We start from the raw sequence: 21,708 nt of genomic DNA on the forward strand, positions 1-21,708 counted from the left end.
GACGCGGTGTTCGGACAGGCGAACGTTCTGGCAGCGGGCCAGGCGGCATTCCCACCCAGTGTGGAGGACTTTTACCTGCCCAGCATCCTGCCCTGGGGTGCGCACGACTCGTACTGGTTCACCAAGATCACGGCAATGGTCTGGGTCGCGGTCGGCGTCCTGATCATCTTCTTCCTGGCGACCTACCGGAAGCCGCAGCTGGTGCCGACCAAGAAGCAGTGGCTCGCCGAGTCGATCTACGGCTTCGTGCGCAACAACATCGCGGTCGACATGATCGGTCACGCGGGGGTGCGGTTCGCTCCGTACTTCACGACGCTCTTCTGCTTCGTGCTGCTGACGAACTTCTTCGCGATCGTGCCGTTCTTCCAGATCTCGCCGAACTCGCACATCGCCTTCCCGGCGTTCCTCGCGATCATCAGCTACGTGCTGTTCAACTACGTCGGCATCAAGAAGCACGGGTTCGTCAAATACTTCAAGAACTCTCTGGTTCCGCCGGCGCCGTGGTTCATCCTGCCGCTGCTGATCCCGATCGAGCTCTTCTCGACGTTCATCGTCCGGCCGTTCTCCCTTGCGGTTCGTCTCTTCGCGAACATGTTCGCCGGCCACATGCTCCTGCTGGTCTTCACGCTCGGTGGCTTCGCCATGCTGAGCGCCAACGCCTGGCTGGCTCCGGTCTCGGTGCTCTCCTGGGTGATGACCATCGCGCTCACCTTCCTCGAGTTCCTGGTGATCTGCCTGCAGGCATACGTCTTCACCGTCCTCACCGCCAGTTACGTGCAGGGCGCGCTCGCCGAAGAGCACTGATCCACCGCACCAACCGTTGTCGTCCCGCGTGAGAGACACGCGTGATAACCAGGAGGAACCACTAATGGATTACGTCGCCGCCGCAGAAGGTGTCGTTGGCAGCACCGCCGCCATCGGCTACGGCCTCGCGGCCATCGGTCCGGGTATCGGCGTCGGCCTGGTCTTCGCCGCCTACATCCAGTCGACCGCCCGTCAGCCGGAGTCGTCGCGGATGACCCTGCCGTACGTCTGGATCGGCTTCGCCGTCATCGAGGCGCTCGCGCTGCTGGGTATCGCCTTCGGCTTCATCTGGCAGGGCCAGCTCTAATCCCGCTCGTCGACCGGGAGGTCACCTATGTACTTCCTCGCCGCTGAGGGTGGTGAATCCCACAACCCGATCATTCCGATCTGGCAAGAGATCGTGGTCGGTGGGATCGCCTTCATCGTTCTCTGCTTCGTGCTGATGAAGTTCGTCTTCCCCCGCATGGAGCAGACGTTCCAGGCTCGGGTCGACGCGATCGAGGGCGGCATCAAGCGCGCCGAGGCCGCCCAGGCCGAGGCGAACCAGCTGCTCGAGCAATACCGTGCCCAGCTCGCTGAGGCTCGGACCGACGCCGCCAAGATCCGTGACGACGCGCGGGCCGACGCCGAGGGCATCCGGCAGGACATCCTCGCCAAGGCGCGGGAGGAGTCCGACCGGGTCATCCAGGCCGGCAAGGACGCGCTCGCCGCCGAGCGGGCCACCATCGTGCGCGAGCTGCGCACGGAGGTCGGCACGATCGCGGTGGACCTCGCCAGCAAGATCGTTGGCGAGTCGTTGGCCGACGAGGCGCGACGCAAGGGCACCGTCGACCGGTTCCTGAGCGGCCTCGAGAGCACTGGGGCCCGCTGATGCAGGCCGCCAGCCGGGAGTCGTACAAGGTCGCGGCCGAGCGCCTCGACGCGTACGTCCGCGGCGCGGAGCCGTCGGCGGTGGCCTCCACCGCCGACGCCATCCTCTCCGTGGCGACCCTGCTGCGGCGTGAGCCGCGGCTGCGCCGGGCGCTCTCCGAGCCGTCCCGGTCCGGCGAGGACCGTGGCGCCCTGCTCGGCGACATGCTGGGTGGGCGGATCGGCGCGGACGCGCTCGACCTGCTCGTGGTCCTGGTGTCCGGCCGTTGGTCGGCACCGTCGGAGCTGCTCAGCGGCGCCGAGCGACTGGGCGTGGAGGCGCTGCTCGCCAGCGCCGACAAGGCCGGCGAGCTGGGCGAGGTCGAGGACGAGCTGTTCCGCTTCGGTCAGGTCGTGGCCGGTCAGTCGGCGCTGAGCAACGCGCTCGCCGACCCGGTCGCCCCGGTCGAGCAGCGGGCCACCCTGGCCCGTGAGCTGCTCACCGACAAGGCCCGCCCGGTCACCGTCCGCCTCGTCGAGGCGGCGCTCGGCGGGTTCGGGGGACGTTCCTTCAACGGAGCGCTCACCCGACTGGTCGAGCTCGCCGCCGACCGGCGTGACCGGCAGGTGGCGTACGTGACCGTCGCGGCCCCGTTGAGTGACGAGGACGAGCGTCGGCTGGGCGCGAGCCTCACCGCGATATACGGTCGAGAGGTCTCCGTCAAGCAGACGGTCGACCCAGCCGTCCTCGGTGGCGTGAGCGTCCGGGTCGGCTCCGACCTGTACGACGGCACCATCCTGCGCCGCCTCAACGAGACCCGCAACGCGCTCGCGAAGCGCTGAACGGCTCGCCGTCCAGCGGCTGAGCGGCCTCGCCGCCCAGCATCGGGGCGGCGGCTCCGCCGCCCAGCGCCCGGATTGACAGACGCCATTCGGACCGGTTGGTACTAGGTATCCCGGGCCCCTGAATTTTAAGGAAGCAGAGGATGGCCGAGCTGACCATCTCGACGGAGGAGATCCGCGGCGCCCTGGAGCGCTACGTCTCCTCCTACTCGTCCGACGTCTCCCGCGAGGAGGTCGGCACCGTCGCCGACACCGGCGACGGCATCGCCCACGTCGAGGGCCTGCCCTCGACCATGACCAACGAGCTCCTCGAGTTCGAGGACGGCACGCTCGGCGTGGCGTTGAACCTCGACGTCCGGGAGATCGGTGTCGTCGTCCTCGGCGACTCCGCCAAGCTGGAGGAGGGGCAGCGCGTCAAGCGCACCGAGCGGGTTCTCTCCGTTCCGGTCGGCGACGCCTTCCTCGGCCGCGTGGTCAACGCGCTCGGCGATCCGATCGACGCGCTCGGCGACATCGCCAACGAGGGCTTCCGCGAGCTGGAGCTTCAGGCTCCGAACGTGATGTCCCGGCAGTCCGTCGACGAGCCGCTGCAGACCGGCATCAAGGCCATCGACGCGATGACCCCGATCGGTCGGGGTCAGCGGCAGCTGATCATCGGTGACCGCAAGACCGGCAAGACCACTGTCGCCCTGGACGCCATCCTCAACCAGCGGGACAACTGGCGCACCGGCGACCCGAAGAAGCAGGTCCGCTGCATCTACGTCGCCATCGGTCAGAAGGCCTCCACCATCGCCTCGATCAAGGGGCAGCTGGAAGAGGCCGGCGCGATGGAGTACACGACGATCGTGGCCTCCCCGGCGTCCGACCCGGCCGGCTTCAAGTACCTCGCCCCGTACACCGGCTCGTCCATCGGGCAGCACTGGATGTACGGCGGCAAGCACGTTCTGATCGTCTTCGACGACCTGAGCAAGCAGGCCGAGGCGTACCGGGCCGTGTCGCTGCTGCTGCGTCGCCCGCCGGGCCGTGAGGCGTACCCGGGTGACGTCTTCTACCTGCACTCCCGCCTGCTGGAGCGCTGCGCGAAGCTCTCCGACGAGCTGGGTGGCGGCTCGATGACCGGTCTGCCGATCATCGAGACGAAGGCCAACGACATCTCGGCCTTCATCCCGACCAACGTCATCTCGATCACCGACGGCCAGATCTTCCTGGAGACCGACCTGTTCAACCAGGGCGTTCGTCCGGCGATCAACGTCGGCACCTCGGTCTCCCGGGTCGGTGGCGCCGCGCAGGTGAAGCCGATGAAGAAGGTCGCCGGTTCGCTGCGGCTCAACCTGGCGCAGTACCGCGAGCTGGAGGCGTTCGCCGCCTTCGCCTCCGACCTGGACCGGGCCTCCCGCGCCCAGCTGGACCGCGGTTCGCGCCTGGTCGAGCTGCTCAAGCAGCCGAACTACTCGCCGTTCCCGGTGCAGGAGCAGGTCGTCTCGGTCTGGGCCGGCACCGAGGGCAAGCTGGACGACATCCCGGTGGGTGAGGTCCGGCGCTTCGAGTCGGAGTTCCTCCAGTACCTGCGGCACAAGCACGAGGGTGTGCTGGCCGGCATCGCCGACAACCAGTGGAACGATGACATCATCGGCTCCCTGGACAGCGCGATCGCCGAGTTCAAGCAGGTCTTCCTCAACAAGGAGGACGAGCGTCGGGTCAACGACGCGCCGGCCGCGCCGCTTGAGGGCGACGAGAACCGCGAGACGGTGACCCGCTTCCGCGACAGCGCGACCGACCGCCCGGCCGAGAGCTGATCCCGTGGCGGCCCAGGTACGCGTTCTTCGTCAACGGATCCGCTCGGCGAAGTCGATGAAGAAGATCACCAAGGCGATGGAGCTCGTGGCGACGAGCCGGATCGCCAAGGCTCAGGCCCGGGTGCAGGCGTCCCTGCCGTACGCCCAGGCCATCACCGGTGTGCTCACGGCGCTGGCGTCCAACGCGCGGATCGACCACCCGCTGCTCACCCCGCGCGAGCGGGTGCGGCGGGCCGGCGTCCTGTTGGTCACCAGCGACCGTGGCCTGGCCGGCGGTTACAGCTCCAACGCGATCAGGATGGCGGAGTCGCTGATCGCGCGCCTCAAGGCGGACGGCAAGGAGCCGGTGCTCTACGTCATCGGGCGTAAGGGCGTCGGGTTCTACCGGTTCCGCGAACGGCCGATGGAGGCCAACTGGACCGGGTTCAGCGAGCAGCCGTCGTTCGAGGACGCCCGCACCGTCGGTGAGACGCTGATCAAGGCGTTCACGGCTGGTGCGGACGACGTCGACGGCGGTGCCGGAGCGGACGGCGTGCTCGGCGTCGACGAGTTGCACATCGTCTACACCGAGTTCCACTCGCTGATGACGCAGAACCCGGTCACCAAGGTAATCGGTCCGATGCAGGTGGAGGACCGGCCGCGCTCCGAGGGGCTGCTGCCGGCGTACGAGTTCGAGCCGGAGGCGGAGGCGCTGCTCGACGCGCTCCTGCCGAGGTACATCAACACGCGGATCTACGCGGCGTTGATCGAGTCGGCGGCGAGTGAGTCGGCGGCACGTCGGCGGGCGATGAAGAGCGCCACCGACAACGCCGAAGAGATGATCGAGAAGTACACGCGCGAGATGAACTCGGCTCGCCAGGCCGGGATCACCCAGGAGATCAGCGAGATCGTCGGCGGCGCCAACGCGCTGGCCGCGTCGGGAAGTGAAGTGTGATGACTGCACCAGTAGAGACCAAGACGGCCACGGGTCGCGTGGTCCGGGTCATCGGCCCGGTCGTCGACGCCGAGTTCCCGCGCGACGCCATGCCGGCCCTGTTCAACGCGCTCAACGTTGACGTGAAGCTGTCCGGCGGTGAGAAGACGCTGACCCTGGAGGTCGCCCAGCACCTGGGTGACAACCTGATCCGTGCCATCTCGATGCAGCCGACGGACGGCCTGGTTCGCGGCGCTGAGGTGCGTGACCGCGGCGAGCCGATCACCGTGCCGGTGGGCGACGCGGTCAAGGGCAAGGTGTTCAACGCGATCGGCGAGGTGCTGAACCTCAAAGAGGGCGAGACGTTCGAGGCCGACGACCGGTGGGGCATCCACCGCAAGGCCCCGGCCTTCGCGGACCTGGAGCCGAAGACCGAGATGCTGGAGACCGGCATCAAGGTGATCGACCTGCTCGCCCCGTACGTCAAGGGCGGCAAGATCGGTCTGTTCGGCGGCGCGGGCGTGGGCAAGACGGTGCTCATCCAGGAGATGATCACCCGTGTTGCCCGCAACTTCGGTGGTACCTCGGTGTTCGCCGGCGTGGGTGAGCGCACCCGTGAGGGCAACGACCTCATCGCCGAGATGACCGAGTCCGGCGTCATCGACAAGACCGCGCTGGTCTACGGCCAGATGGACGAGCCGCCGGGCACCCGGCTGCGGGTGGCCCTCTCCGCGCTGACCATGGCGGAGTACTTCCGGGACGTGAAGAAGCAGGAGGTGCTGCTCTTCATCGACAACATCTTCCGCTTCACGCAGGCCGGTTCGGAGGTGTCCACCCTGCTCGGCCGTATGCCGAGCGCCGTGGGTTACCAGCCGACCCTGGCCGACGAGATGGGCGAGCTCCAGGAGCGGATCACCTCCGTCCGGGGCCAGGCCATCACGTCGATGCAGGCGATCTACGTGCCGGCGGACGACTACACCGACCCCGCTCCGGCCACCACGTTCGCCCACCTGGACGCGACCACCAACCTGGAGCGGTCGATCTCCGACAAGGGCATCTACCCGGCCGTGGACCCGCTGGCGTCCTCGTCCCGGATCCTCGCCCCGGAGTTCGTCGGCCAGGAGCACTTCCAGGTCGCCACCGAGGTGAAGCGGATCCTGCAGCGCTACCGCGACCTGCAGGACATCATCGCCATCCTCGGTATCGAGGAGCTCTCCGAGGAAGACAAGATCACCGTGGCTCGGGCCCGGCGGATCGAGCGCTTCCTCTCGCAGAACACGTACGCCGCGGAGCAGTTCACCGGCGTGGCGGGCTCGACGGTCCCGATCAAGGAGACCATCGAGGCGTTCCGCAAGATCAGCGAGGGTGAGTACGATCACTTCCCCGAGCAGGCGTTCTTCATGTGCGGCGGTCTCGAGGACCTCGAGGCCAAGGCTGCGGAGCTGATGAAGGACTGACCAGCTCGATCGGATCTGCAACAAAGAGACTGCCCCGGCAATGCCGGGGCAGTCTTTTGTTCATGTTCGCGTCCTATCGTCGTCGCGGTCCGTTACTCGTTGTCGGCACAGACGAGCCACCCGAGATACGGTCGTTCCGCGCTCTTATGTGAAAGAGCTTTGATCTTTGCAACCTTTCGGCGACGTGCGCCCGTCTTCCTCCCGTGGGGCGTAACGAACGGAGAACTCGTGGGTAAGGCCGGCAAGAGTGGCCGCAAGTCGTCGGTCTGGCGGGGTGTGCCGCGCTGGGCCAGGATCTGCACGGTGTTCGGCACCGTGTTGACCGTGCTCAGCGGTGCCGTGCTGGTCGGCACTGAGGTGCTCATGGCCCGCTACGAGGGTGCGGTGGGCAAGGCGGACCTGTTCGGCGACCAGGCGGCCGGTGCCCAGGCGAAGAAGAGCGAGATCAAGGGCCCGCTCAACATCCTGCTGGTCGGCATCGACCCGCGTACGGCGACGGCGGCGCCGCTGGCCGACTCGATCATGGTGCTGCACGTGCCGGCGACGATGGACCGGGCCTACCTCTTCTCACTGCCGCGCGACCTCTACGTGCACATCCCGGCGTTCAAGAAGGCCAACTTCGCGGGCGAGTCCACGAAGATCAACGCCGCCATGTCGTTCGGCAGCCAGGTGCCGGGGGCGAAGCCCGACGCCGCCCGGGGCTTCGAGCTGCTGGCCACGACCGTGCAGAACGTGACGGGCATCAAGCGGTTCGACGCCGGCGCGATCATCAACTTCACCGGCTTCCAGAAGATCGTCGATGCCATGGGTGGCGTCAACATGTACGTCGAGCGGGAAGTGAAGTCCGAGCACAAGCAGCCGGACGGCAAGGCCCGGCCGGGCAACACTCGCGGCGAGGGCTACGTCGGGCCGCAGGCGGTCTACAAGAAGGGCAACCAGCACCTGAGTGGGTGGCAGGCGCTGGACTACGTTCGGCAGCGTTACCCGAAGAACGGCGTTCCGGACTCCGACTACGGCCGGCAGCGCCACCAGCAGCAGTTCGTCAAGGCCATGGTCGGCCAGGCGTTCAGCGCCGACGTGGTGTCCAATCCGATCAAGCTGGACAAGGTGCTCCGCGCCGCCGGGCAGTCGCTGATCTTCAACGGGCGGGGCAACAGCGTCGTCGACTTCGGGCTCGCCCTGAAGGACATCCGCCCCAATACGATCCAGATGATCAAACTGCCCGGTGGCGGCGTGTACGACGGCAAGAGATACCTGGGTGAGCAGTTCCAGCCGGGGGTTCCGGACTTCTTCGCCGCGCTGAAGAGCGAGCAACTCGACCCGTTCCTGCTGGAGCACCCCGATTTCGTCAACAAGACCAAGTAGCCGGGGCGTGGTTCTCCCCACCCGCGTGGGGCGCGCGCCGGCGTCAGGCTAGACTTTCGGCAATCCGTAGCCGCAGCAAGGAGACAGCGTGGCACAGCAGCTTCACGTCGAGCTCGTCGCCGTCGAGGAGAAGGTCTGGTCGGGTGACGCCGAGATGGTCGTCGCTCGCACGACCGAGGGCGAGCTGGGTGTTCTGCCGGGGCACGCGCCGCTGCTCGGCCAGCTCGCCGAGCCCGGCCAGGTGCGCATCAAGCTCGCCGGTGGTGAGCAGGTCACCTACGAGGTGGCCGGCGGCTTCCTCTCGGTGAGCGCCAACGGTGTCACCGTGCTGGCCGAGAGCGCAACCCCGGTTTCCGCGCCGAGCCGCTGAGTCACACCGGGGATGGAGATCGTCGAAGGATTCGGGATCGGCGTAGTCGTCATCCTCGGCGCGCTTTTCATTCTCTTCGTCCGGCGAGCTCTGGTCACCCGCAGCGGTGGCATCATCCGGCTCAGCGTCCGGGTCTCCACCATGCTCGACGGCCGCGGCTGGTCGCCCGGCTTCGGTCGGTTCGCCGATGACGAGCTTCGGTGGTACCGGATGTTCAGCTTCGCGATCCGCCCCAAGCGGGTGCTGTCGCGCAAAGGGCTGGCGGTGGAGCGCCGCCGATTGCCCGAAGGTCAGGAACGGCTCTCCATGCCGGCCGACTGGGTGATCCTCCGCTGTACCAGTCACCACGCACCGGTGGAGATCGCCATGGCGCGATCGACAGTGACCGGTTTCCTGTCCTGGCTCGAGGCCGCCCCTCCGGGGGCGGTCTCGCCACGTCTGGCCTCCCAGGACTGGCCGGCTGCCTGAGCCGTCTCTGGTCGCCGTGGGGTTTCCGGGGAGCCCGCCCGGCTCCGGGCGGTCAGGCTTGATCCCTGCGCCGGGCGGGCTCCCCGGAAACCCTTCTTGGGCACCCTGCGTCGTTCTGGCGCGGTTTTTGTCACCTGCCGTTACCGGTGAGGCTGGGTTCCGCCTTCTGCGTCGCTGGTGATCGACTCGATGTCCTGCTGGTCTGGATGCCCCTTTTTCTTGAACCCGAGTCGATCACGTCGCCCACTCGGTTCAGGTAGGCGTGGGGGCGGTCAGATCGGGAAGTCACTGCTCGACGTGGTGCAGAGCCCTCAGGTCAGCGCTTGCCGCCTGGCACCCATAGCACGTCTCCCGCCGGATTTGCCGTTCTTGACAGGATAAAGAGCAGATCGGAGAGCCGGTTGAGATACTTTGCCGGGAGCGTGCTGGTTCGGTCCGGATCGTGGGCCACCAGCGCCCACGCCGCCCGTTCGGCACGCCGGGCGATGGTTCGCGCCACATGCAGCAGCGCCGCGCCTGCGGTGCCGCCGGGGAGGATGAAGGAGTCGAGCTTGCTCAGGCGTGCGTTGTATTCGTCGCACCAGCCTTCCAGGCGCTCGACGTACTCCTCGGTCACCCGCAGCGGCGGGTACTTCGGCTCCGGCTCGACCGGGGTGGACAGGTCGGCGCCGACGTCGAACAGGTCGTTCTGCACCGACCCCAGCACTCCCCGCAGCACCTCGTCGAGCTCGCCCATGGCGATCGCGACGCCGATCGCCGCGTTGCACTCGTCGACATCCGCGTACGCGGCGATGCGTGGATCGGTCTTCGGCACCTGCTCGTTGTTGCTCAGCCTGGTCATGCCGGCATCGCCGGCCTTGGTGTAGATGCGCGTGAGGTGGACGGCCATGACGCACAGCCTACGGATTCCCGACCTGACGATCCCGGCGCGGCCGGACAGCTCCGCCAGTTGGCCTGTGGTGGTGGGCCCCGGCGACGCGGGCGACACGGCGGTCAACGACGTCGACGTCATCCGGGTCCACGGTGACGCCCGCCTGGCCGGCACCGTGCACGTGGTCGGTGCCAAGAACTCGGCGCTGAAGCTGATGGCCGCCGCGCTGCTCGCGCCGGGCCGCAGCGTGATCACGAACGTCCCGCGGATCACCGACATCGCGATCATGGGGGAGGTGCTGCGCCGGCTGGGTTGCGACGTCCGGTTCGACGCGGACGACCCGGTCGACCCGATGGTCGCCCGCGGTGGGGTGGCCCGGTCCCGCTCGGTGACCATCGACGTGCCCGAGCAGCCTGGTGCCGAGGCCGACTACGACCTGGTCCGGCGGTTGCGCGCGTCGATCTGTGTGCTCGGCCCGCTGCTGGCCCGCCGGGGGTACGTGCGGGTGGCCCACCCCGGCGGCGACGCCATCGGGTCGCGGGGGCTGGACATGCACATCTCCGGGCTGACCCGGATGGGCGCGGAGATCTCCGGTGAGCACGGGTTCGTCATCGCCTCCGCCCCGCAAGGGCTGCGCGGCGCGGACATCGTGTTGGACTTCCCCAGCGTCGGCGCGACCGAGAACCTGGTGATGGCGGCGGTGCTCGCCCAGGGCACCACGATGATCGACAACGCGGCCCGCGAGCCGGAGATCGTCGACATCTGCACGATGCTCAACGAGATGGGCGCGCGGATCGTCGGCGCGGGCACGTCCACGTTGCGGATCACCGGGGTCCCCGGTCTGCGCCCGGTGCGCCACGCCACGGTGGGGGACCGGATCGTCGCCGGCACCTGGGCGTTCGGCGCGGCGATGACCCGGGGAGACGTGACGGTGACGGGGCTGGACCCCGCGTACCTGGAGGTCGCGCTGGACAAGGTGGTGGCGGCCGGTGGCCTGGTGGAGACCAGGGGGGACGGCTTCCGCGTACGGATGGACGAGCGGCCCCGGGCGGTGGACGTGGTGACGCTGCCGTACCCCGGCTTCGCCACCGACCTGCTGCCGATGGCGATCGGGCTGGCCGCGGTCAGCGACGGCGCCTCTCTGATCACCGAGAACATCTTCGACGGCCGGTTCATGTTCGCGAACGAGATGATGCGGCTCGGTGCGGACATCAAGACCGATGGGCATCACGCGGTCGTCCGTGGGCGGGGTCGGCTGTCCGGTGCGCCGGTGCGGGCCACCGACATCCGCGCCGGAGCGGGGCTGATCATCGCCGGGCTCTGCGCGCAGGGTGTCACCGAGGTCTCCCACGTGCACCACGTCGACCGGGGGTACCCGGACTTCGTGGCCGACCTGCGCGCACTCGGGGTGGCGATCGAGCGGGGCACCGCACCGGAGGAACCGTCGCTGGAGATCTGACCCGCCGGGAGGCCGTACGGCAGGCCCGGGCAGTGCCGCCGGGCCGCCGCCATGCCGGGAGGCGGGTGCCGGACCGCCTCCTTGCCGGGAGGCACCTCCCGGACGCCCCTTAGCCATCGTTCAGGCTCGCCGACTAGGGTGTTTGCAGGCACTCAATCGCAGCGAGGGAGAAGTAGATGGCGGGTCGACTCGCGGTCGTCGGGGCCGGGCTGATGGGCTCCGGCATCGCTCAGGTGGCGGCGCAGGCCGGCTGGCAGGTGACGTTGCGCGACCTGGACGACGCGGCCACCACCCGGGGGCTGGGCGGCATCCGGAAGTCGCTGGAAAAGTTCGCCGAGAAGGGCAAGATCGAGGCGTCCGAGGTCGAGGCGACGTTGGCCCGGATCACCCCGACCACCGACCTGGAGGCGGCGGCGGACGCGGACATCGTGGTCGAGGCGGTCTTCGAGCGGCTGGAGATCAAGCACGAGGTGTTCCGTGCCCTGGACAAGATCTGCAAGGCCGACGCTGTGCTCGCCACCAACACCTCGGCCATCCCGGTCACCCAGATCGCCGCGGTGACCGAGCGACCCGAGTCGGTCGTCGGCACCCACTTCTTCTCCCCGGTGCCGATGATGCAGCTCTGCGAGCTGGTACGCGGTTACAAGACCAGCGACGCCGCGCTGGACACCGCACGGGCCTTCGCCGAGGAGATCGGCAAGACGGTGGTGGTGGTCAACCGGGACATCGCCGGCTTCGTCACGACCCGGCTGATCTCCGCCCTGGTGATGGAGGCGGTCAAGCTGGTGGAGTCCGGCGTGGTGTCCGCCGAGGACCTTGACACGGCCTGCCGCCTCGGCTTCGGGCACGCGATGGGTCCGCTGGCCACCACCGACCTGACCGGTGTGGACGTGCTGCTGCACGCCTCGAAGAACATCTACACCGACACGGCCGACGAGAAGTTCTTCCCGCCGGAGCTGCTCCAGCGCATGGTCACCGCGGGCGACCTGGGCCGCAAGACCGGCAAGGGCTTCTACACGTACTGAGCGGGACATGGAAAGGGGGCGGACGCACAGCGTCCGCCCCCTTTCTCCGCGTCAGCCGTCGCGCTTGGTGGTCCAGCGGAAGGTGGTCATGCAGAGCACCACGCCGATGACGCACCACAGTGCCAGCACCAGCGCGACCCGGCCCAGCTCGAACGAGCCGCCCGGTTCCTGGGCGCCGAAGCCGTCGGGCAGGAAGACCGACCGCAGCCCCTGGCACATCCACTTGAGCGGGAAAAGCGCCGCCACCTGCTGCATCCAGGTGGGCAGGTCGGTGAAGACGAAGAACACCCCGGAGATGAACTGGAGCACCAGGGCGACCGGGGTGACCACCGCCGAGCCGCTGCGTGCCGTGCGGGCCAGCGACGAGATGGCGATGCCGCACAGGGTGCAGGCGGTCACCCCGAGCCCGGCGACCCAGCCGAAGGTCAGCCACTTCGCGGCGGTGCCGGGCAGGTCGAGGTCGAACAGCGCCACCGCGACGGCCAGCAGCAGCGCGGTCTCGGCGATGCCGATCGCCACCACCATGATCACCTTGCCGGCGAACCAGACCCACTTCGGCATCGGCGTGCCCCGGTAGCGCTTGAGCACCCCCCGGTCCCGCTCGATCGGGATCCAGATGCCCAGGTTTTGGAAGCTCACCGTCATCAGGCCGGTCGCGATCATGCCGGTGATGAAGTACTGGGTGTACTTGACCCCGCCACCGATCTCCCCGCTGAAGATCGACGCGAAGATCAGGATCATGATGATCGGGAAGCCCATGGTGAAGACCACTGACTCCCGGCTGCGCAGGAACTGGGTGATCTCCAGCCGGCCCTGGCGCAGCGCGAGCGCGCCGGCACCGGACCGACGGCTGCGGGTCGCGGTGGCCGGCGTCGCCGGCCTTGTCGTGGTGGTCATCGCGCATGTCCGATCATGGTGAGGTAGACGTCCTCCAGGGTCGGCCGGGTCACCGTGAGGCCGGGGACCTCGCCGCCGAACCACGCAGCCAGGTCCGCCACCAGCGTCGTCGGTGTGGCGCTCTGTGCGCTTCCCGGTGACCCGTCGGGGTTACGCCAGGAGACCGTGGCCAGGGCCTCCTGCCGGTTGCCCAGCCGGTTCGGGGCGGCCACCTCGACCAGTCGCCCACCGGCGATCACACCGACCCGGTCGGCGAGCGCCTCCGCCTCGTCCAGGTAGTGCGTGGTCAGCACGATGGTGGTGCCGGCTGCGGCGAGGTCGCGGATCAGCTCCCAGAACTCGCGGCGGGCCTCCGGGTCGAAGCCGGTGGTCGGCTCGTCGAGGAAGAGCAACTCGGGGCGACCGATGATGCCCAGCGCCACGTCCAGGCGGCGCTTCTGCCCGCCGGAGAGGGTGTGCGTACGGGCCTTCGCCTTGGCGCCCAACCCAACCCGCTCGATCACCTTGTCCGGGTCGTCGGCGGCGGGGTAGAAGCCGGAGAAGTGCCGGATCACCTCGGCCACGGTCAGCTCGTCGAACTCGCCGGTGCCCTGGAGCACGATGCCGACACGGGAGCGCCAGTCGGCGTCCGGGTGGGCCGGGTCCGCGCCGAGCACGAAGACCTCGCCGGCATCCCGGTGCCGGTAGCCCTCCAGGATCTCCACCGTGGTGGTCTTGCCGGCACCGTTCGGGCCGAGCAACGCGAACACCTCACCGCGGCGCACGTCGAGGTCCACGCCCGCCACCGCCACGTTGTCGCCGTACGCCTTGCGCAGCCCTCGGACGGAGATGGCCAGCTCGTCATCCATGCCGTCCAGTGTGCGTCCTGACCCTGCTGGCCCGGTGCCCGGGGTGTGGCGGTGCGCGCCACTGCGGGTGCTTCGCACCCGGATGTCCCCGACATGGACCTGTGTGGTTTTCCACAGCCCCTTTTACTGGGCGGTAACTTAAACTCCGGCCATGGACGAGACGGCATTTCCGGGACGGCTGCCCGAGCGGGACCGCCCGTGGGTGATGCGTACCTACGCCGGCCACTCGTCGGCGACCGCGAGCAACGCCCTCTTCCGCCGCAACCTGGCGAAGGGGCAGACCGGCCTCTCGGTCGCCTTCGACCTGCCCACCCAGACCGGGTACGACCCGGACCACGAGCTGGCCTCCGGCGAGGTCGGCCGGGTGGGCGTGCCGGTGGCGCACCTCGGCGACATGCGGGCGCTCTTCGACGGCATCCCGCTCGCCGACACGAACACCTCGATGACCATCAACGCCCCGGCGATGTGGCTGCTCGCCCTCTACGGCACCGTGGCGACGGAGCAGGCCGCCGAGCTGGCCCGCTGCTCGGGCACCACCCAGAACGACATCATCAAGGAGTACCTGTCCCGGGGCACGTACATCTTCCCGCCAGCGGCGTCCCTGCGGCTCACCGCCGACGTGGTGGCGTACACGCTGCGGGAGATGCCCCGGTGGAACCCGGTCAACATCTGCTCGTACCACCTCCAGGAGGCCGGGGCCACGCCCGTGCAGGAGGTCGGCTTCGCGCTGGCCACCGCGGTCGCCGTCCTCGACGCGGTCCGTGACTCCGGCCAGGTGCCGGCCGAGCGGATGGGCGACGTGGTCCAGCGGATCTCGTTCTTCGTCAACGCCGGGGTGCGTTTCGTCGAGGAGATCGCCAAGATGCGCGCGTTCGGCGTGCTCTGGGACGAGATCACCCGGGACCGGTACGGCGTCACCGAGGCCAGACAACGCCGGTTCCGCTACGGGGTGCAGGTCAACTCGCTGGGCCTCACCGAGGCGCAGCCGGAGAACAACATCCAGCGCATCGTGCTGGAGATGCTCGGCGTGACGATGTCCCGCGACGCCCGGGCCCGCGCGGTGCAGCTGCCCGCCTGGAACGAGGCGCTGGGCCTGCCCCGCCCCTGGGACCAGCAGTGGTCGTTGCGGATGCAGCAGGTCCTGGCGTACGAGTCGGATCTGCTCGAATATCCCGACCTCTTCGCCGGCTCGCACGTGATGACCGCGCTGGTCGACGAGGTCGTCACCGGCGCGCGGGTCGAGCTGGACAAGGTGCTGGAGCTGGGCGGCGTGGTCGCCGCCGTGGAGACCGGCTACCTCAAGAGCGCGCTGGTCGGGTCGCTGGCCGAACGCCGCAGGCGGATGGAGTCCGGTGCCGACGTGGTGGTCGGGGTCAACCGGTACACCGAAACCGAATCCTCCCCGCTGACCGCCGCCGGCGCGGAAGCCGTCGAGCAGGTCGACCCCGCGGTCGAGGCGGCCGCCACCGAGGGCGTACGCCGGTGGCGGGCCGACCGGGACGCGGCCGCCGTCGACGCGGCCCTCGCCCGGCTCCGCGCGGACGCCGCGACCACCACCAACCTGATGCCGGCCACCCTGGAGTGCGTGCGGGCCGGGGTGACCACCGGCGAGTGGTCCGGCGCGCTGCGCCAGGTCTTCGGCGAGTACCGCGCACCGACCGGCCTGGCCGGCGCCACCGGCAGCGGCGGCGACCCCGGCCTGGCCGCCGTCCGCGAGCGGGTCGCCGCCACCGCCCGCGAGCTGGGCAGCGGCCGGCTGCGGCTGCTGGTCGGCAAACCCGGCCTGGACGGGCACTCCAACGGCGCCGAGCAGATCGCTGTACGCGCCCGCGACGCCGGGTTCGAGGTCGTCTACCAGGGCATCCGGCTGACGGCGGGGCAGATCGTCGCCGCCGCCGTCGAGGAGGACGTCGACCTGGTCGGGCTGTCCGTGCTCTCCGGGTCACACCTGGCCGCCGTGCCGGCGGTGCTCGACGGGCTGCGCGCCGCCGGCCGGGCGGACCTGCCGGTGGTGGTGGGCGGCATCATTCCCGCCGGCGACGCGGACACGCTCCGGGCCGCCGGGGTGGCCCGGGTCTTCACCCCGAAGGACTTCGCCCTCACCGGCATCATCGACGACCTGGTCACCGTCATCCGCCGCGCCAACGACCTGCCCTGACCCGTCGATCAGGCGTCAGACGCGGAAGCCGGCGGCGCGGGCCGCGTCGCGTTCCCGGCGGCGTTCGGAGCGTCGGCGGAAGAACCAGAAGACGAAGAAGACCAGACCGACCAGGAAGACGAGCACCAACACCGGCAGGATGATCGCCACCAGGGAGACCACCACGCTGGTGGCGTCCTCGGCGGTGCTCGCGACCGGGGCGCCGAACCCGGCGGTGGTCGCGTTGATGACGGGTCGTGCCGCGGACTTGAGTAGGTGCACACCCAACGCCAGCAGCACGCCGGTGACGACCGGCACCCACTGGTGGGACGAGAAGAAGCTCCCCGGGTCGCTGACCGTCACGGTCTCCGACGAGGATCCGGCGCCGAAGGCCAGGCCGCCGGCGGTGGGCCGGACCACGGTCTGCACCATGTCGTTGATGTGGTCGACCACGGGCACCTTGTCCGCCACCATCTCGACGGCGAGCAGCACCGCCATGATGAGGATGACCCAGCCGTTGCCGAGCCAGGTCCAGCCGCTGGGCAGGTCGATCAGGTCGGTGTAACGGCCGAGGAGACCGAGGATGAGCAGGGGTATGTAGGCGTTCAGGCCCGCCGATGCGGCGAGGCCAGTGCCGGTGAGAACTTCGAACACGTTCTCAGCATCGCATCGACGCGCCAGTGCCGCTCGCTGGCGACCGGTGGGTGCTCAGCTACCCTCGTCGGGTGCGGTTGGTCATTGCGAAGTGCTCGGTGGACTACGTCGGACGGCTCTCGGCTCACCTGCCGCTGGCCACCCGGTTGCTGATGGTGAAGGCGGACGGGTCGGTGTCGATTCATGCCGACGACCGGGCGTACAAGCCGTTGAACTGGATGAGCCCGCCATGTCGGCTGGAGGAGGCCCCCGGTGTGTGGCGGGTGGTCAACAAGGCTGGCGAGGAGTTGCGGATCACCCTGGAGGAGATCTTCCAGGACACCTCGTACGAGCTGGGTGTCGATCCCGGCCTGCGCAAGGACGGGGTGGAGGCGCACCTCCAGGAGTTGCTGGCCGCCAACCCCAGCGCGTTGGGTGAGGGGTTCACGCTGGTCCGCCGCGAGTACATGACCGCGATCGGCCCGGTCGACCTGCTGTGCCGGGACGCCAACTCCGGTTCGGTCGCCGTCGAGGTCAAGCGTCGTGGCGACATCGACGGGGTGGAGCAGCTGACCCGGTACCTCGAGTTGATGAACCGTGACCCGCTGCTCAGCCCGGTTGTCGGGGTCTTCGCGGCGCAGGAGATCAAGCCGCAGGCCCGGGTGCTCGCCACCGACCGGGGCATCCGGTGTGTGGTCGTGAACTACGACAAGCTGCGGGGCATCGAGAAGGACGAGCTAACGCTGTTCTGAGCGGCTCAGCTCCCGGCAGGTCTGAGCGGCTCAGCTCCCGGTACGCACCGCGATCAGCGACTTGGGCAGGCCGAACACCCGCTCGACCAGCATGGCCGACTCCGGGAAGTAGTGGCGCATCTGCGAGCGGTCCAGCAGCTCGGTCCAGAGCACCTGGTGGATGGCGGCGTCGTGGCTGCGGGTCGGCTTGTGCCCCAACGGCCACCGCCTGGCGAACGCGGTGCGCAGCCGCACCGGTAGGAACTGCATGCCCGGCGCGATCCAGTGTGGCTCGATGGGGAAGTAGCGGTAGGGCGTCTGCACCCAGTGCCGGTCGGCCAGCGAGCGGACGGCGGCGGCGAAGCGCAACCGGCGTTCGTGCCCGCCCACGTGCTCCAGCACCGAGTTCGAGAAGACCATGTCGAAGCTGCGCCCGGCGAGGCGCGCAGGGAGGTCGCAGGCGTCAGCCTGCTCGACGTGGGCCCACTCCGGCACGACGGCCGGGGGTTTTTCCAGGTTGACGACTGTCACCCGAGCCGGCCGGACGGTGGCGCGGTGCCAGGTGCCGAGCCGGCCGCCGAGATCGACCACGTGCATGTCGCCGATGTCGGGGAAGGTGCGCGCCAGCCAGTCCGAACGGTGCCGACGTCGCCGGGCGCTCCACGACTGGTCACTGTCGACAAGGCGGTAGCGCAATCGATTGGGGCCCATTTAACGCAATGTACCGCCGTAACCACCCGTACACACATGTCGATTCGCCGATCTTCTTTGAAGATCGGCTATCTGACACTCACCTTCCGTACATCACCTTGATCGCCTTGACGAGCCGGGCCACGTCGGTCGGCGTCCGTTCGAAGGTCATCGACGGCAGCAGTGACCGGGCACGACGCCGGGTGATCGCCTTGGCCCGACCGAACTCGCGCAGCCCGTCCTCCCCGTGGATCCGCCCGAAGCCGGAGTCGCCCACCCCGCCGAACGGCAGGGTGGACATGCCGGCGAAGGTCAGGGTGGAGTTGACCGAGGCCATTCCGGAGCGCAGCCGCCGGGCGATGGCCACCGCGCGCCGTCGGCCGAAGACCGAGCCGCCCAGGCCGTACGGCAGGGCGTTGGCGCGGGTGACGGCCTCGTCGGCGTCGCGGACCCGGCTGATGGTCAACGTGGGGCCGAAGGTCTCCTCCTGGACGGCGGCCGACTCCTCCGGCACGTCCACGAGCACGGTCGGGTGGACGTACGGCGGTTGCACGGCGCTCGGGCCACCGAGCACGGCGCGCCCACCGGAGTCGATCGCGGCGTCGATGTGCCGGCGGATCACGTCGATCTGCCGGGGCATGGTGATCGGGCCGATGTCGGTGCCCTCCGGCCCGACGGTCAGCTGACCGGCGCGGGCCACCACCTTGTCGACGAAGGCGTCGAAGACCGAGTCGACGGCGTAGACCCGCTCGATGCCGATGCAGGTCTGGCCCGCGTTGGTCATGCCACCCCAGACGCAGGCCTCCGCGGCGGCGTCCAGGTCGGCGTCGCTGTCGACGATCATGGCGTCCTTGCCGCCGCCCTCGATCAGCACCGGGGTCAGCGTCTCGGCGCACGCGGCCATCACCTTGCGGGCGGTCGCGGTGGAGCCGGTGAAGGCCACCTTGTTGACCCCGGAGCGGCAGAGAGCGGCACCCACGTCGCCCAGCCCGTGCACGGCGGTGAACACCGGGTGCTCGGGCACCACCTCGGCGAAGCTGTCCACCAGCCACTGGCCGACGGCGGGCGTGTATTCGCTGGGCTTGAGCACCACGGCGTTGCCGGCGGCCAGCGCGTACGCGGCGGAGCCGATCGGAGTGAAGACGGGATAGTTCCACGGCCCGATCACGCCGACCACACCGTGCGGCTGGTATTCGAGGTGACCGGAGAACTCGGCGAGGATGAGCCGGGACCGCACCCGGCGTGGGCCGAGCACGCGGCCGGCGTTGCGGGCGGCCCAGTCGATGTGCTCGATCGCGGTGACGATCTCGACGATCGCGTCGGCGACCGGCTTGCCGCCCTCGACGTGCACCAGCTCGGCCAACTGCTCGATCCGCTTGGCGAGCAGCGCGCGCCACCGCAGCAGCCGGTCGCGGCGGCCGGTGAAGCCGAGCCCGGCCCACCATTCGCCGGCGGCCCGGGCGCGGTCGACGGCCTGGCGCACCTCGTCGTCGGTGGCGATCGGGAGGCGACCGGCCTCGATGCCGGTGGCCGGGCTGGTCGAAACCAGCTGGCCCTCCTCGATGACCGGGGTCCCCGGGACATGCACAGCCGTCATGACGGAAGTCTAGACCCGAAAACTACTCGCTGGTAGGTCCCCGATCCGGGCGGCGGGACGGGAGTCGCTCCACCCCGACCGATCGTTGATCAGTGCAGGTCAGGGTAGCGGTGGCCGGTGCGGTCCGCCCGAATCGTCGAACGGCAGGTGGCCGGGAGGTGACGAGAGGCTGACCGGCCGGTCGGTATTGACGATTACCGTCTGATGGCAGGCTGACGCGCGGAGTGACGGTGTGGGGTGGAGGGCTGACTTTCCATGGAGGAACATCCGGAACTGATGCCGCTGTTGACGGTCGCGGGTGGGCCGATGCGCGGTGCGAGCTTTCGACTGCGGGGCGAGCCGCAGGTGATCGGTCGGGCACCGACCGGCCACGTGGTCATCGCCGACCCGCATCTGAGTCGTCGGCACGCCGAGGTGTGGCTGACCCCGGAGGGGCCGTCCCTGCGGGACCTGGGCTCCACCAACGGCACCTGGCTCAACGACCGACGGATCAGCGAGGTCGAGCTGCTCTCCGACGGCGACGTGATCCGGCTCGGCCGGACCGAGCTGCGCCTGTTCGATCCCGGTGTGGCGCTCACCGACCCGGTGGGGCTCAGCTTCGGGCCGTCGCGGCGGGACGTCCGACCGACGCTGCCGCTGCCGTTGGCCGCGCCGCCGAGCGGGCGTCGCTGAGACGGGAGGGCCCCTTCCTCCCACTCGGCACACGCCGGGGCTGAGTGCGGACCACACCCGGTGCGCGCCCCGGGTGTCTGCCGGACACCTGGACCGGCGGGGGCCCGCATGGCAGCATGCCGCGGATGGAGACCGAGCAGCGGACCGTGACGGCTAACGGCATCACCCAGGCGGTACGGGTGGCCGGCCCGCCGGACGGCACGCCGGTGCTGCTGATCCACGGCAACTGCTCGTCAGCGCTGTTCTGGGAGCCGCTGGTGCGGCGGCTGCCGCCGACGCTGCGGGTGGTCGCCCCCGACCTGCGGGGGTACGGCGACTCCGAGACGGCACCGGTGGACGCCACCCGGGGCCTGCGCGACTTCGCCGACGACGTGGCGGCCCTGCTGGACGACCCGACGCTCTTCGGTGTCGACGCCCGCCCGGTGGTGGTCGGGCACTCCCTCGGTGGCGGGGTGGCGATGCGACTGCTGGTCGACCATCCGCACCGGGTGGGCGCGTTGCTGCTCGCGGCACCGGTCTCCCCGTACGGCTTCGGCGGCACCCGTGACCTGACCGGCACGCCGACCACCCCCGACTTCGCCGGCACCGGCGCCGGCACGGCCAACCCGGACTTCGTCGCCCGGCTCGCGGCCGGTGACCGCAGCGCGGACGCCCCGGCCAGCCCGCGTGCCGTGCTGCGAGCCACCTACGTGGCCGATCCCGCCTCGCTGGTCGAGGACGAGGATCTGCTGCTGGACACCGTGCTCTCCACCGCCACCGGGGACGACAACTACCCGGGCACGGCGGTGCCCTCGGAGAACTGGCCGGGCACCGCACCGGGGGAGCGAGGCGTGCTCAACGCGCTCGCGCCGACCTTCTTCCGGCTCGCCGACGAGCTGGTGGCCGTCGCCGAGAAGCCCCCGGTCACCTGGGTACGCGGCGACGCCGACGTCATCGTCTCGGACACCTCGCTGTTCGACCTGGCGTACCTGGGCTCGCTGGGTCTCGTGCCCGCCTGGCCGGGCGAGGACGCCTGCCCACCGCAGCCGATGGTCGGCCAGACCCGGGCGGTGCTGGAGCGGTACGCGGCGGCCGGCGGCGCGTACCACGAGGTGGTGCTTCCCGGCTGTGGTCACAGCCCGCACCTGGAGCGCCCGGCGGAGTTTGTCGCGGAGCTGCTGGCCCTGACCACCGTGCCCACCGCCTGACGGCGGTCTGAGCACCAGGTCCGCCGCGTCCCTGCACCCTGCGGCGGTGTGGGTGAAATATCCCACGGCGTCTCGACAACCCAGCGTCACGTGGCA

Annotated in this window: 22 protein-coding genes; 16 read left to right on the forward strand and 6 right to left on the reverse strand. The window is 69.6% G+C overall.

The genetic code is table 11. The features are described 5' to 3' along the window. Window positions 1-6: 6 nt before the first annotated feature. The 10 genes from atpB to KBX46_RS29680 all read left to right on the forward strand — a co-directional run bounded on the left by atpB (window position 7) and on the right by KBX46_RS29680 (window position 8,865). On the forward strand, window positions 7-804 hold the full coding sequence (atpB, locus tag KBX46_RS29635) for a F0F1 ATP synthase subunit A (RefSeq protein WP_088949917.1): 798 nt from the start codon (window positions 7-9) through the stop codon (window positions 802-804). Window positions 805-868: 64 nt separating this feature from the next. After that, entirely contained in the window at window positions 869-1,111 is a 243-nt protein-coding gene (locus KBX46_RS29640) for a hypothetical protein (protein WP_088949916.1), read from the forward strand. A gap of 27 nt (window positions 1,112-1,138) precedes the next feature. Continuing rightward, entirely contained in the window at window positions 1,139-1,675 is a 537-nt protein-coding gene (locus tag KBX46_RS29645; RefSeq protein WP_210795254.1) for a F0F1 ATP synthase subunit B, read from the forward strand. Then, window positions 1,675-2,496 carry a F0F1 ATP synthase subunit delta gene (locus KBX46_RS29650; protein WP_210795256.1) on the forward strand — a complete coding sequence of 274 codons (822 nt, stop codon included), beginning with the start codon at window positions 1,675-1,677 and terminating at the stop codon, window positions 2,494-2,496. The genes KBX46_RS29645 and KBX46_RS29650 overlap by 1 nt, the downstream gene beginning before the upstream one ends. Before the next feature lie 143 nt (window positions 2,497-2,639). Beyond that, window positions 2,640-4,292: a F0F1 ATP synthase subunit alpha gene (gene atpA / locus KBX46_RS29655; RefSeq protein ID WP_088949913.1), complete on the forward strand. Its 1,653-nt coding sequence runs from the start codon at window positions 2,640-2,642 to the stop codon at window positions 4,290-4,292. A gap of 4 nt (window positions 4,293-4,296) precedes the next feature. Next, the gene (locus KBX46_RS29660; RefSeq protein WP_141910935.1) at window positions 4,297-5,226 is read left to right on the forward strand and encodes a F0F1 ATP synthase subunit gamma; all 930 of its coding nucleotides are present in this window, start codon (window positions 4,297-4,299) and stop codon (window positions 5,224-5,226) included. Beyond that, window positions 5,226-6,662 carry a F0F1 ATP synthase subunit beta gene (atpD, locus tag KBX46_RS29665; RefSeq protein WP_099848184.1) on the forward strand — a complete coding sequence of 479 codons (1,437 nt, stop codon included), beginning with the start codon at window positions 5,226-5,228 and terminating at the stop codon, window positions 6,660-6,662. Before KBX46_RS29660 ends, atpD begins: the two co-directional genes overlap by 1 nt. A 228-nt stretch (window positions 6,663-6,890) precedes the next feature. Further along, window positions 6,891-8,027, forward strand: coding sequence for an LCP family protein (locus KBX46_RS29670; protein WP_210795258.1), 1,137 nt, complete (start codon window positions 6,891-6,893; stop codon window positions 8,025-8,027). A gap of 88 nt (window positions 8,028-8,115) precedes the next feature. Then, window positions 8,116-8,397 carry a F0F1 ATP synthase subunit epsilon gene (locus KBX46_RS29675; protein ID WP_088949909.1) on the forward strand — a complete coding sequence of 94 codons (282 nt, stop codon included), beginning with the start codon at window positions 8,116-8,118 and terminating at the stop codon, window positions 8,395-8,397. A gap of 12 nt (window positions 8,398-8,409) precedes the next feature. Next, on the forward strand, window positions 8,410-8,865 hold the full coding sequence (locus tag KBX46_RS29680; protein ID WP_088949908.1) for a DUF2550 domain-containing protein: 456 nt from the start codon (window positions 8,410-8,412) through the stop codon (window positions 8,863-8,865). A 316-nt stretch (window positions 8,866-9,181) separates the two neighbouring features. On the opposite strand, the gene KBX46_RS29685 is transcribed toward KBX46_RS29680, so the two are convergent. Further along, a complete protein-coding gene (locus KBX46_RS29685; RefSeq protein WP_088949907.1) occupies window positions 9,182-9,754 on the reverse strand; it encodes a cob(I)yrinic acid a,c-diamide adenosyltransferase in 573 nt (190 codons plus the stop codon). Here KBX46_RS29685 and murA point away from each other — a divergent pair. Then, entirely contained in the window at window positions 9,753-11,195 is a 1,443-nt protein-coding gene (gene murA / locus KBX46_RS29690; protein ID WP_210795260.1) for a UDP-N-acetylglucosamine 1-carboxyvinyltransferase, read from the forward strand. The two genes, KBX46_RS29685 and murA, sit on opposite strands and share 2 nt — an antisense overlap. Window positions 11,196-11,371: 176 nt before the next feature. After that, window positions 11,372-12,220, forward strand: a complete 849-nt coding sequence (locus KBX46_RS29695) for a 3-hydroxyacyl-CoA dehydrogenase family protein (protein ID WP_088949905.1) — start codon at window positions 11,372-11,374, stop codon at window positions 12,218-12,220. Between the two features lie 51 nt (window positions 12,221-12,271). Here KBX46_RS29695 and KBX46_RS29700 read toward each other — a convergent pair whose 3' ends face one another. Continuing rightward, a complete protein-coding gene (locus KBX46_RS29700; RefSeq protein ID WP_210795262.1) occupies window positions 12,272-13,117 on the reverse strand; it encodes an ABC transporter permease in 846 nt (281 codons plus the stop codon). Beyond that, window positions 13,114-13,965, reverse strand: coding sequence for an ABC transporter ATP-binding protein (locus KBX46_RS29705; RefSeq protein WP_210795264.1), 852 nt, complete (start codon window positions 13,963-13,965; stop codon window positions 13,114-13,116). Before KBX46_RS29705 ends, KBX46_RS29700 begins: the two co-directional genes overlap by 4 nt. A gap of 151 nt (window positions 13,966-14,116) precedes the next feature. Here KBX46_RS29705 and KBX46_RS29710 point away from each other — a divergent pair, with 151 nt between their 5' ends. Further along, window positions 14,117-16,123 (forward strand): protein meaA, encoded by a 2,007-nt coding sequence (locus tag KBX46_RS29710; protein ID WP_210795266.1) that lies wholly within the window; start codon window positions 14,117-14,119, stop codon window positions 16,121-16,123. Window positions 16,124-16,138: 15 nt separating this feature from the next. On the opposite strand, the gene KBX46_RS29715 is transcribed toward KBX46_RS29710, so the two are convergent. Next, window positions 16,139-16,756 carry a DUF4126 domain-containing protein gene (locus tag KBX46_RS29715; RefSeq protein ID WP_210795268.1) on the reverse strand — a complete coding sequence of 206 codons (618 nt, stop codon included), beginning with the start codon at window positions 16,754-16,756 and terminating at the stop codon, window positions 16,139-16,141. A 71-nt stretch (window positions 16,757-16,827) separates the two neighbouring features. Between KBX46_RS29715 and nucS the strand changes: the two genes are divergently transcribed. Beyond that, complete coding sequence (gene nucS, locus KBX46_RS29720) at window positions 16,828-17,487, forward strand: endonuclease NucS (protein WP_088951983.1); 660 nt, start codon at window positions 16,828-16,830, stop codon at window positions 17,485-17,487. Between the two features lie 30 nt (window positions 17,488-17,517). On the opposite strand, the gene KBX46_RS29725 is transcribed toward nucS, so the two are convergent. Continuing rightward, complete coding sequence (locus KBX46_RS29725; RefSeq protein ID WP_210795270.1) at window positions 17,518-18,177, reverse strand: class I SAM-dependent methyltransferase; 660 nt, start codon at window positions 18,175-18,177, stop codon at window positions 17,518-17,520. 79 nt (window positions 18,178-18,256) lie between these two features. Next, window positions 18,257-19,753: an aldehyde dehydrogenase family protein gene (locus KBX46_RS29730; protein WP_088949896.1), complete on the reverse strand. Its 1,497-nt coding sequence runs from the start codon at window positions 19,751-19,753 to the stop codon at window positions 18,257-18,259. A gap of 255 nt (window positions 19,754-20,008) precedes the next feature. Between KBX46_RS29730 and KBX46_RS29735 the strand changes: the two genes are divergently transcribed. Both KBX46_RS29735 and KBX46_RS29740 read left to right on the forward strand, forming a co-directional pair. Continuing rightward, the gene (locus KBX46_RS29735; RefSeq protein ID WP_088949895.1) at window positions 20,009-20,425 is read left to right on the forward strand and encodes an FHA domain-containing protein; all 417 of its coding nucleotides are present in this window, start codon (window positions 20,009-20,011) and stop codon (window positions 20,423-20,425) included. A 116-nt stretch (window positions 20,426-20,541) separates the two neighbouring features. Further along, entirely contained in the window at window positions 20,542-21,612 is a 1,071-nt protein-coding gene (locus KBX46_RS29740) for an alpha/beta fold hydrolase (RefSeq protein WP_374225037.1), read from the forward strand. Window positions 21,613-21,708 lie beyond the last annotated feature (96 nt).

Source organism: Micromonospora sp. C81 (genome assembly GCF_018070425.1).
In the GTDB taxonomy this organism is placed as follows: domain Bacteria; phylum Actinomycetota; class Actinomycetes; order Mycobacteriales; family Micromonosporaceae; genus Micromonospora; species Micromonospora zamorensis.

Excerpts from the sequence above, each read along its gene's own strand:
- KBX46_RS29640 (WP_088949916.1), top strand. The coding sequence starts at position 869 with ATGGATTACGTCGCCGCCGCAGAAGGTGTCGTTGGCAGCACCGCCGCC.
- KBX46_RS29740 (WP_374225037.1), top strand. The coding sequence starts at position 20,542 with ATGCCGCGGATGGAGACCGAGCAGCGGACCGTGACGGCTAACGGCATC.
- KBX46_RS29710 (WP_210795266.1), top strand. The coding sequence starts at position 14,117 with ATGGACGAGACGGCATTTCCGGGACGGCTGCCCGAGCGGGACCGCCCG.
- atpD (WP_099848184.1), top strand. The coding sequence starts at position 5,226 with ATGACTGCACCAGTAGAGACCAAGACGGCCACGGGTCGCGTGGTCCGG.
- KBX46_RS29650 (WP_210795256.1), top strand. The coding sequence starts at position 1,675 with ATGCAGGCCGCCAGCCGGGAGTCGTACAAGGTCGCGGCCGAGCGCCTC.
- KBX46_RS29735 (WP_088949895.1), top strand. The coding sequence starts at position 20,009 with ATGGAGGAACATCCGGAACTGATGCCGCTGTTGACGGTCGCGGGTGGG.
- KBX46_RS29700 (WP_210795262.1), bottom strand. The coding sequence starts at position 13,117 with ATGACCACCACGACAAGGCCGGCGACGCCGGCCACCGCGACCCGCAGC.
- KBX46_RS29730 (WP_088949896.1), bottom strand. The coding sequence starts at position 19,753 with ATGACGGCTGTGCATGTCCCGGGGACCCCGGTCATCGAGGAGGGCCAG.
- KBX46_RS29695 (WP_088949905.1), top strand. The coding sequence starts at position 11,372 with ATGGCGGGTCGACTCGCGGTCGTCGGGGCCGGGCTGATGGGCTCCGGC.
- KBX46_RS29680 (WP_088949908.1), top strand. The coding sequence starts at position 8,410 with ATGGAGATCGTCGAAGGATTCGGGATCGGCGTAGTCGTCATCCTCGGC.
- KBX46_RS29645 (WP_210795254.1), top strand. The coding sequence starts at position 1,139 with ATGTACTTCCTCGCCGCTGAGGGTGGTGAATCCCACAACCCGATCATT.
- KBX46_RS29685 (WP_088949907.1), bottom strand. The coding sequence starts at position 9,754 with ATGGCCGTCCACCTCACGCGCATCTACACCAAGGCCGGCGATGCCGGC.
- atpA (WP_088949913.1), top strand. The coding sequence starts at position 2,640 with ATGGCCGAGCTGACCATCTCGACGGAGGAGATCCGCGGCGCCCTGGAG.
- KBX46_RS29705 (WP_210795264.1), bottom strand. The coding sequence starts at position 13,965 with ATGGATGACGAGCTGGCCATCTCCGTCCGAGGGCTGCGCAAGGCGTAC.
- KBX46_RS29725 (WP_210795270.1), bottom strand. The coding sequence starts at position 18,177 with ATGGGCCCCAATCGATTGCGCTACCGCCTTGTCGACAGTGACCAGTCG.
- murA (WP_210795260.1), top strand. The coding sequence starts at position 9,753 with ATGACGCACAGCCTACGGATTCCCGACCTGACGATCCCGGCGCGGCCG.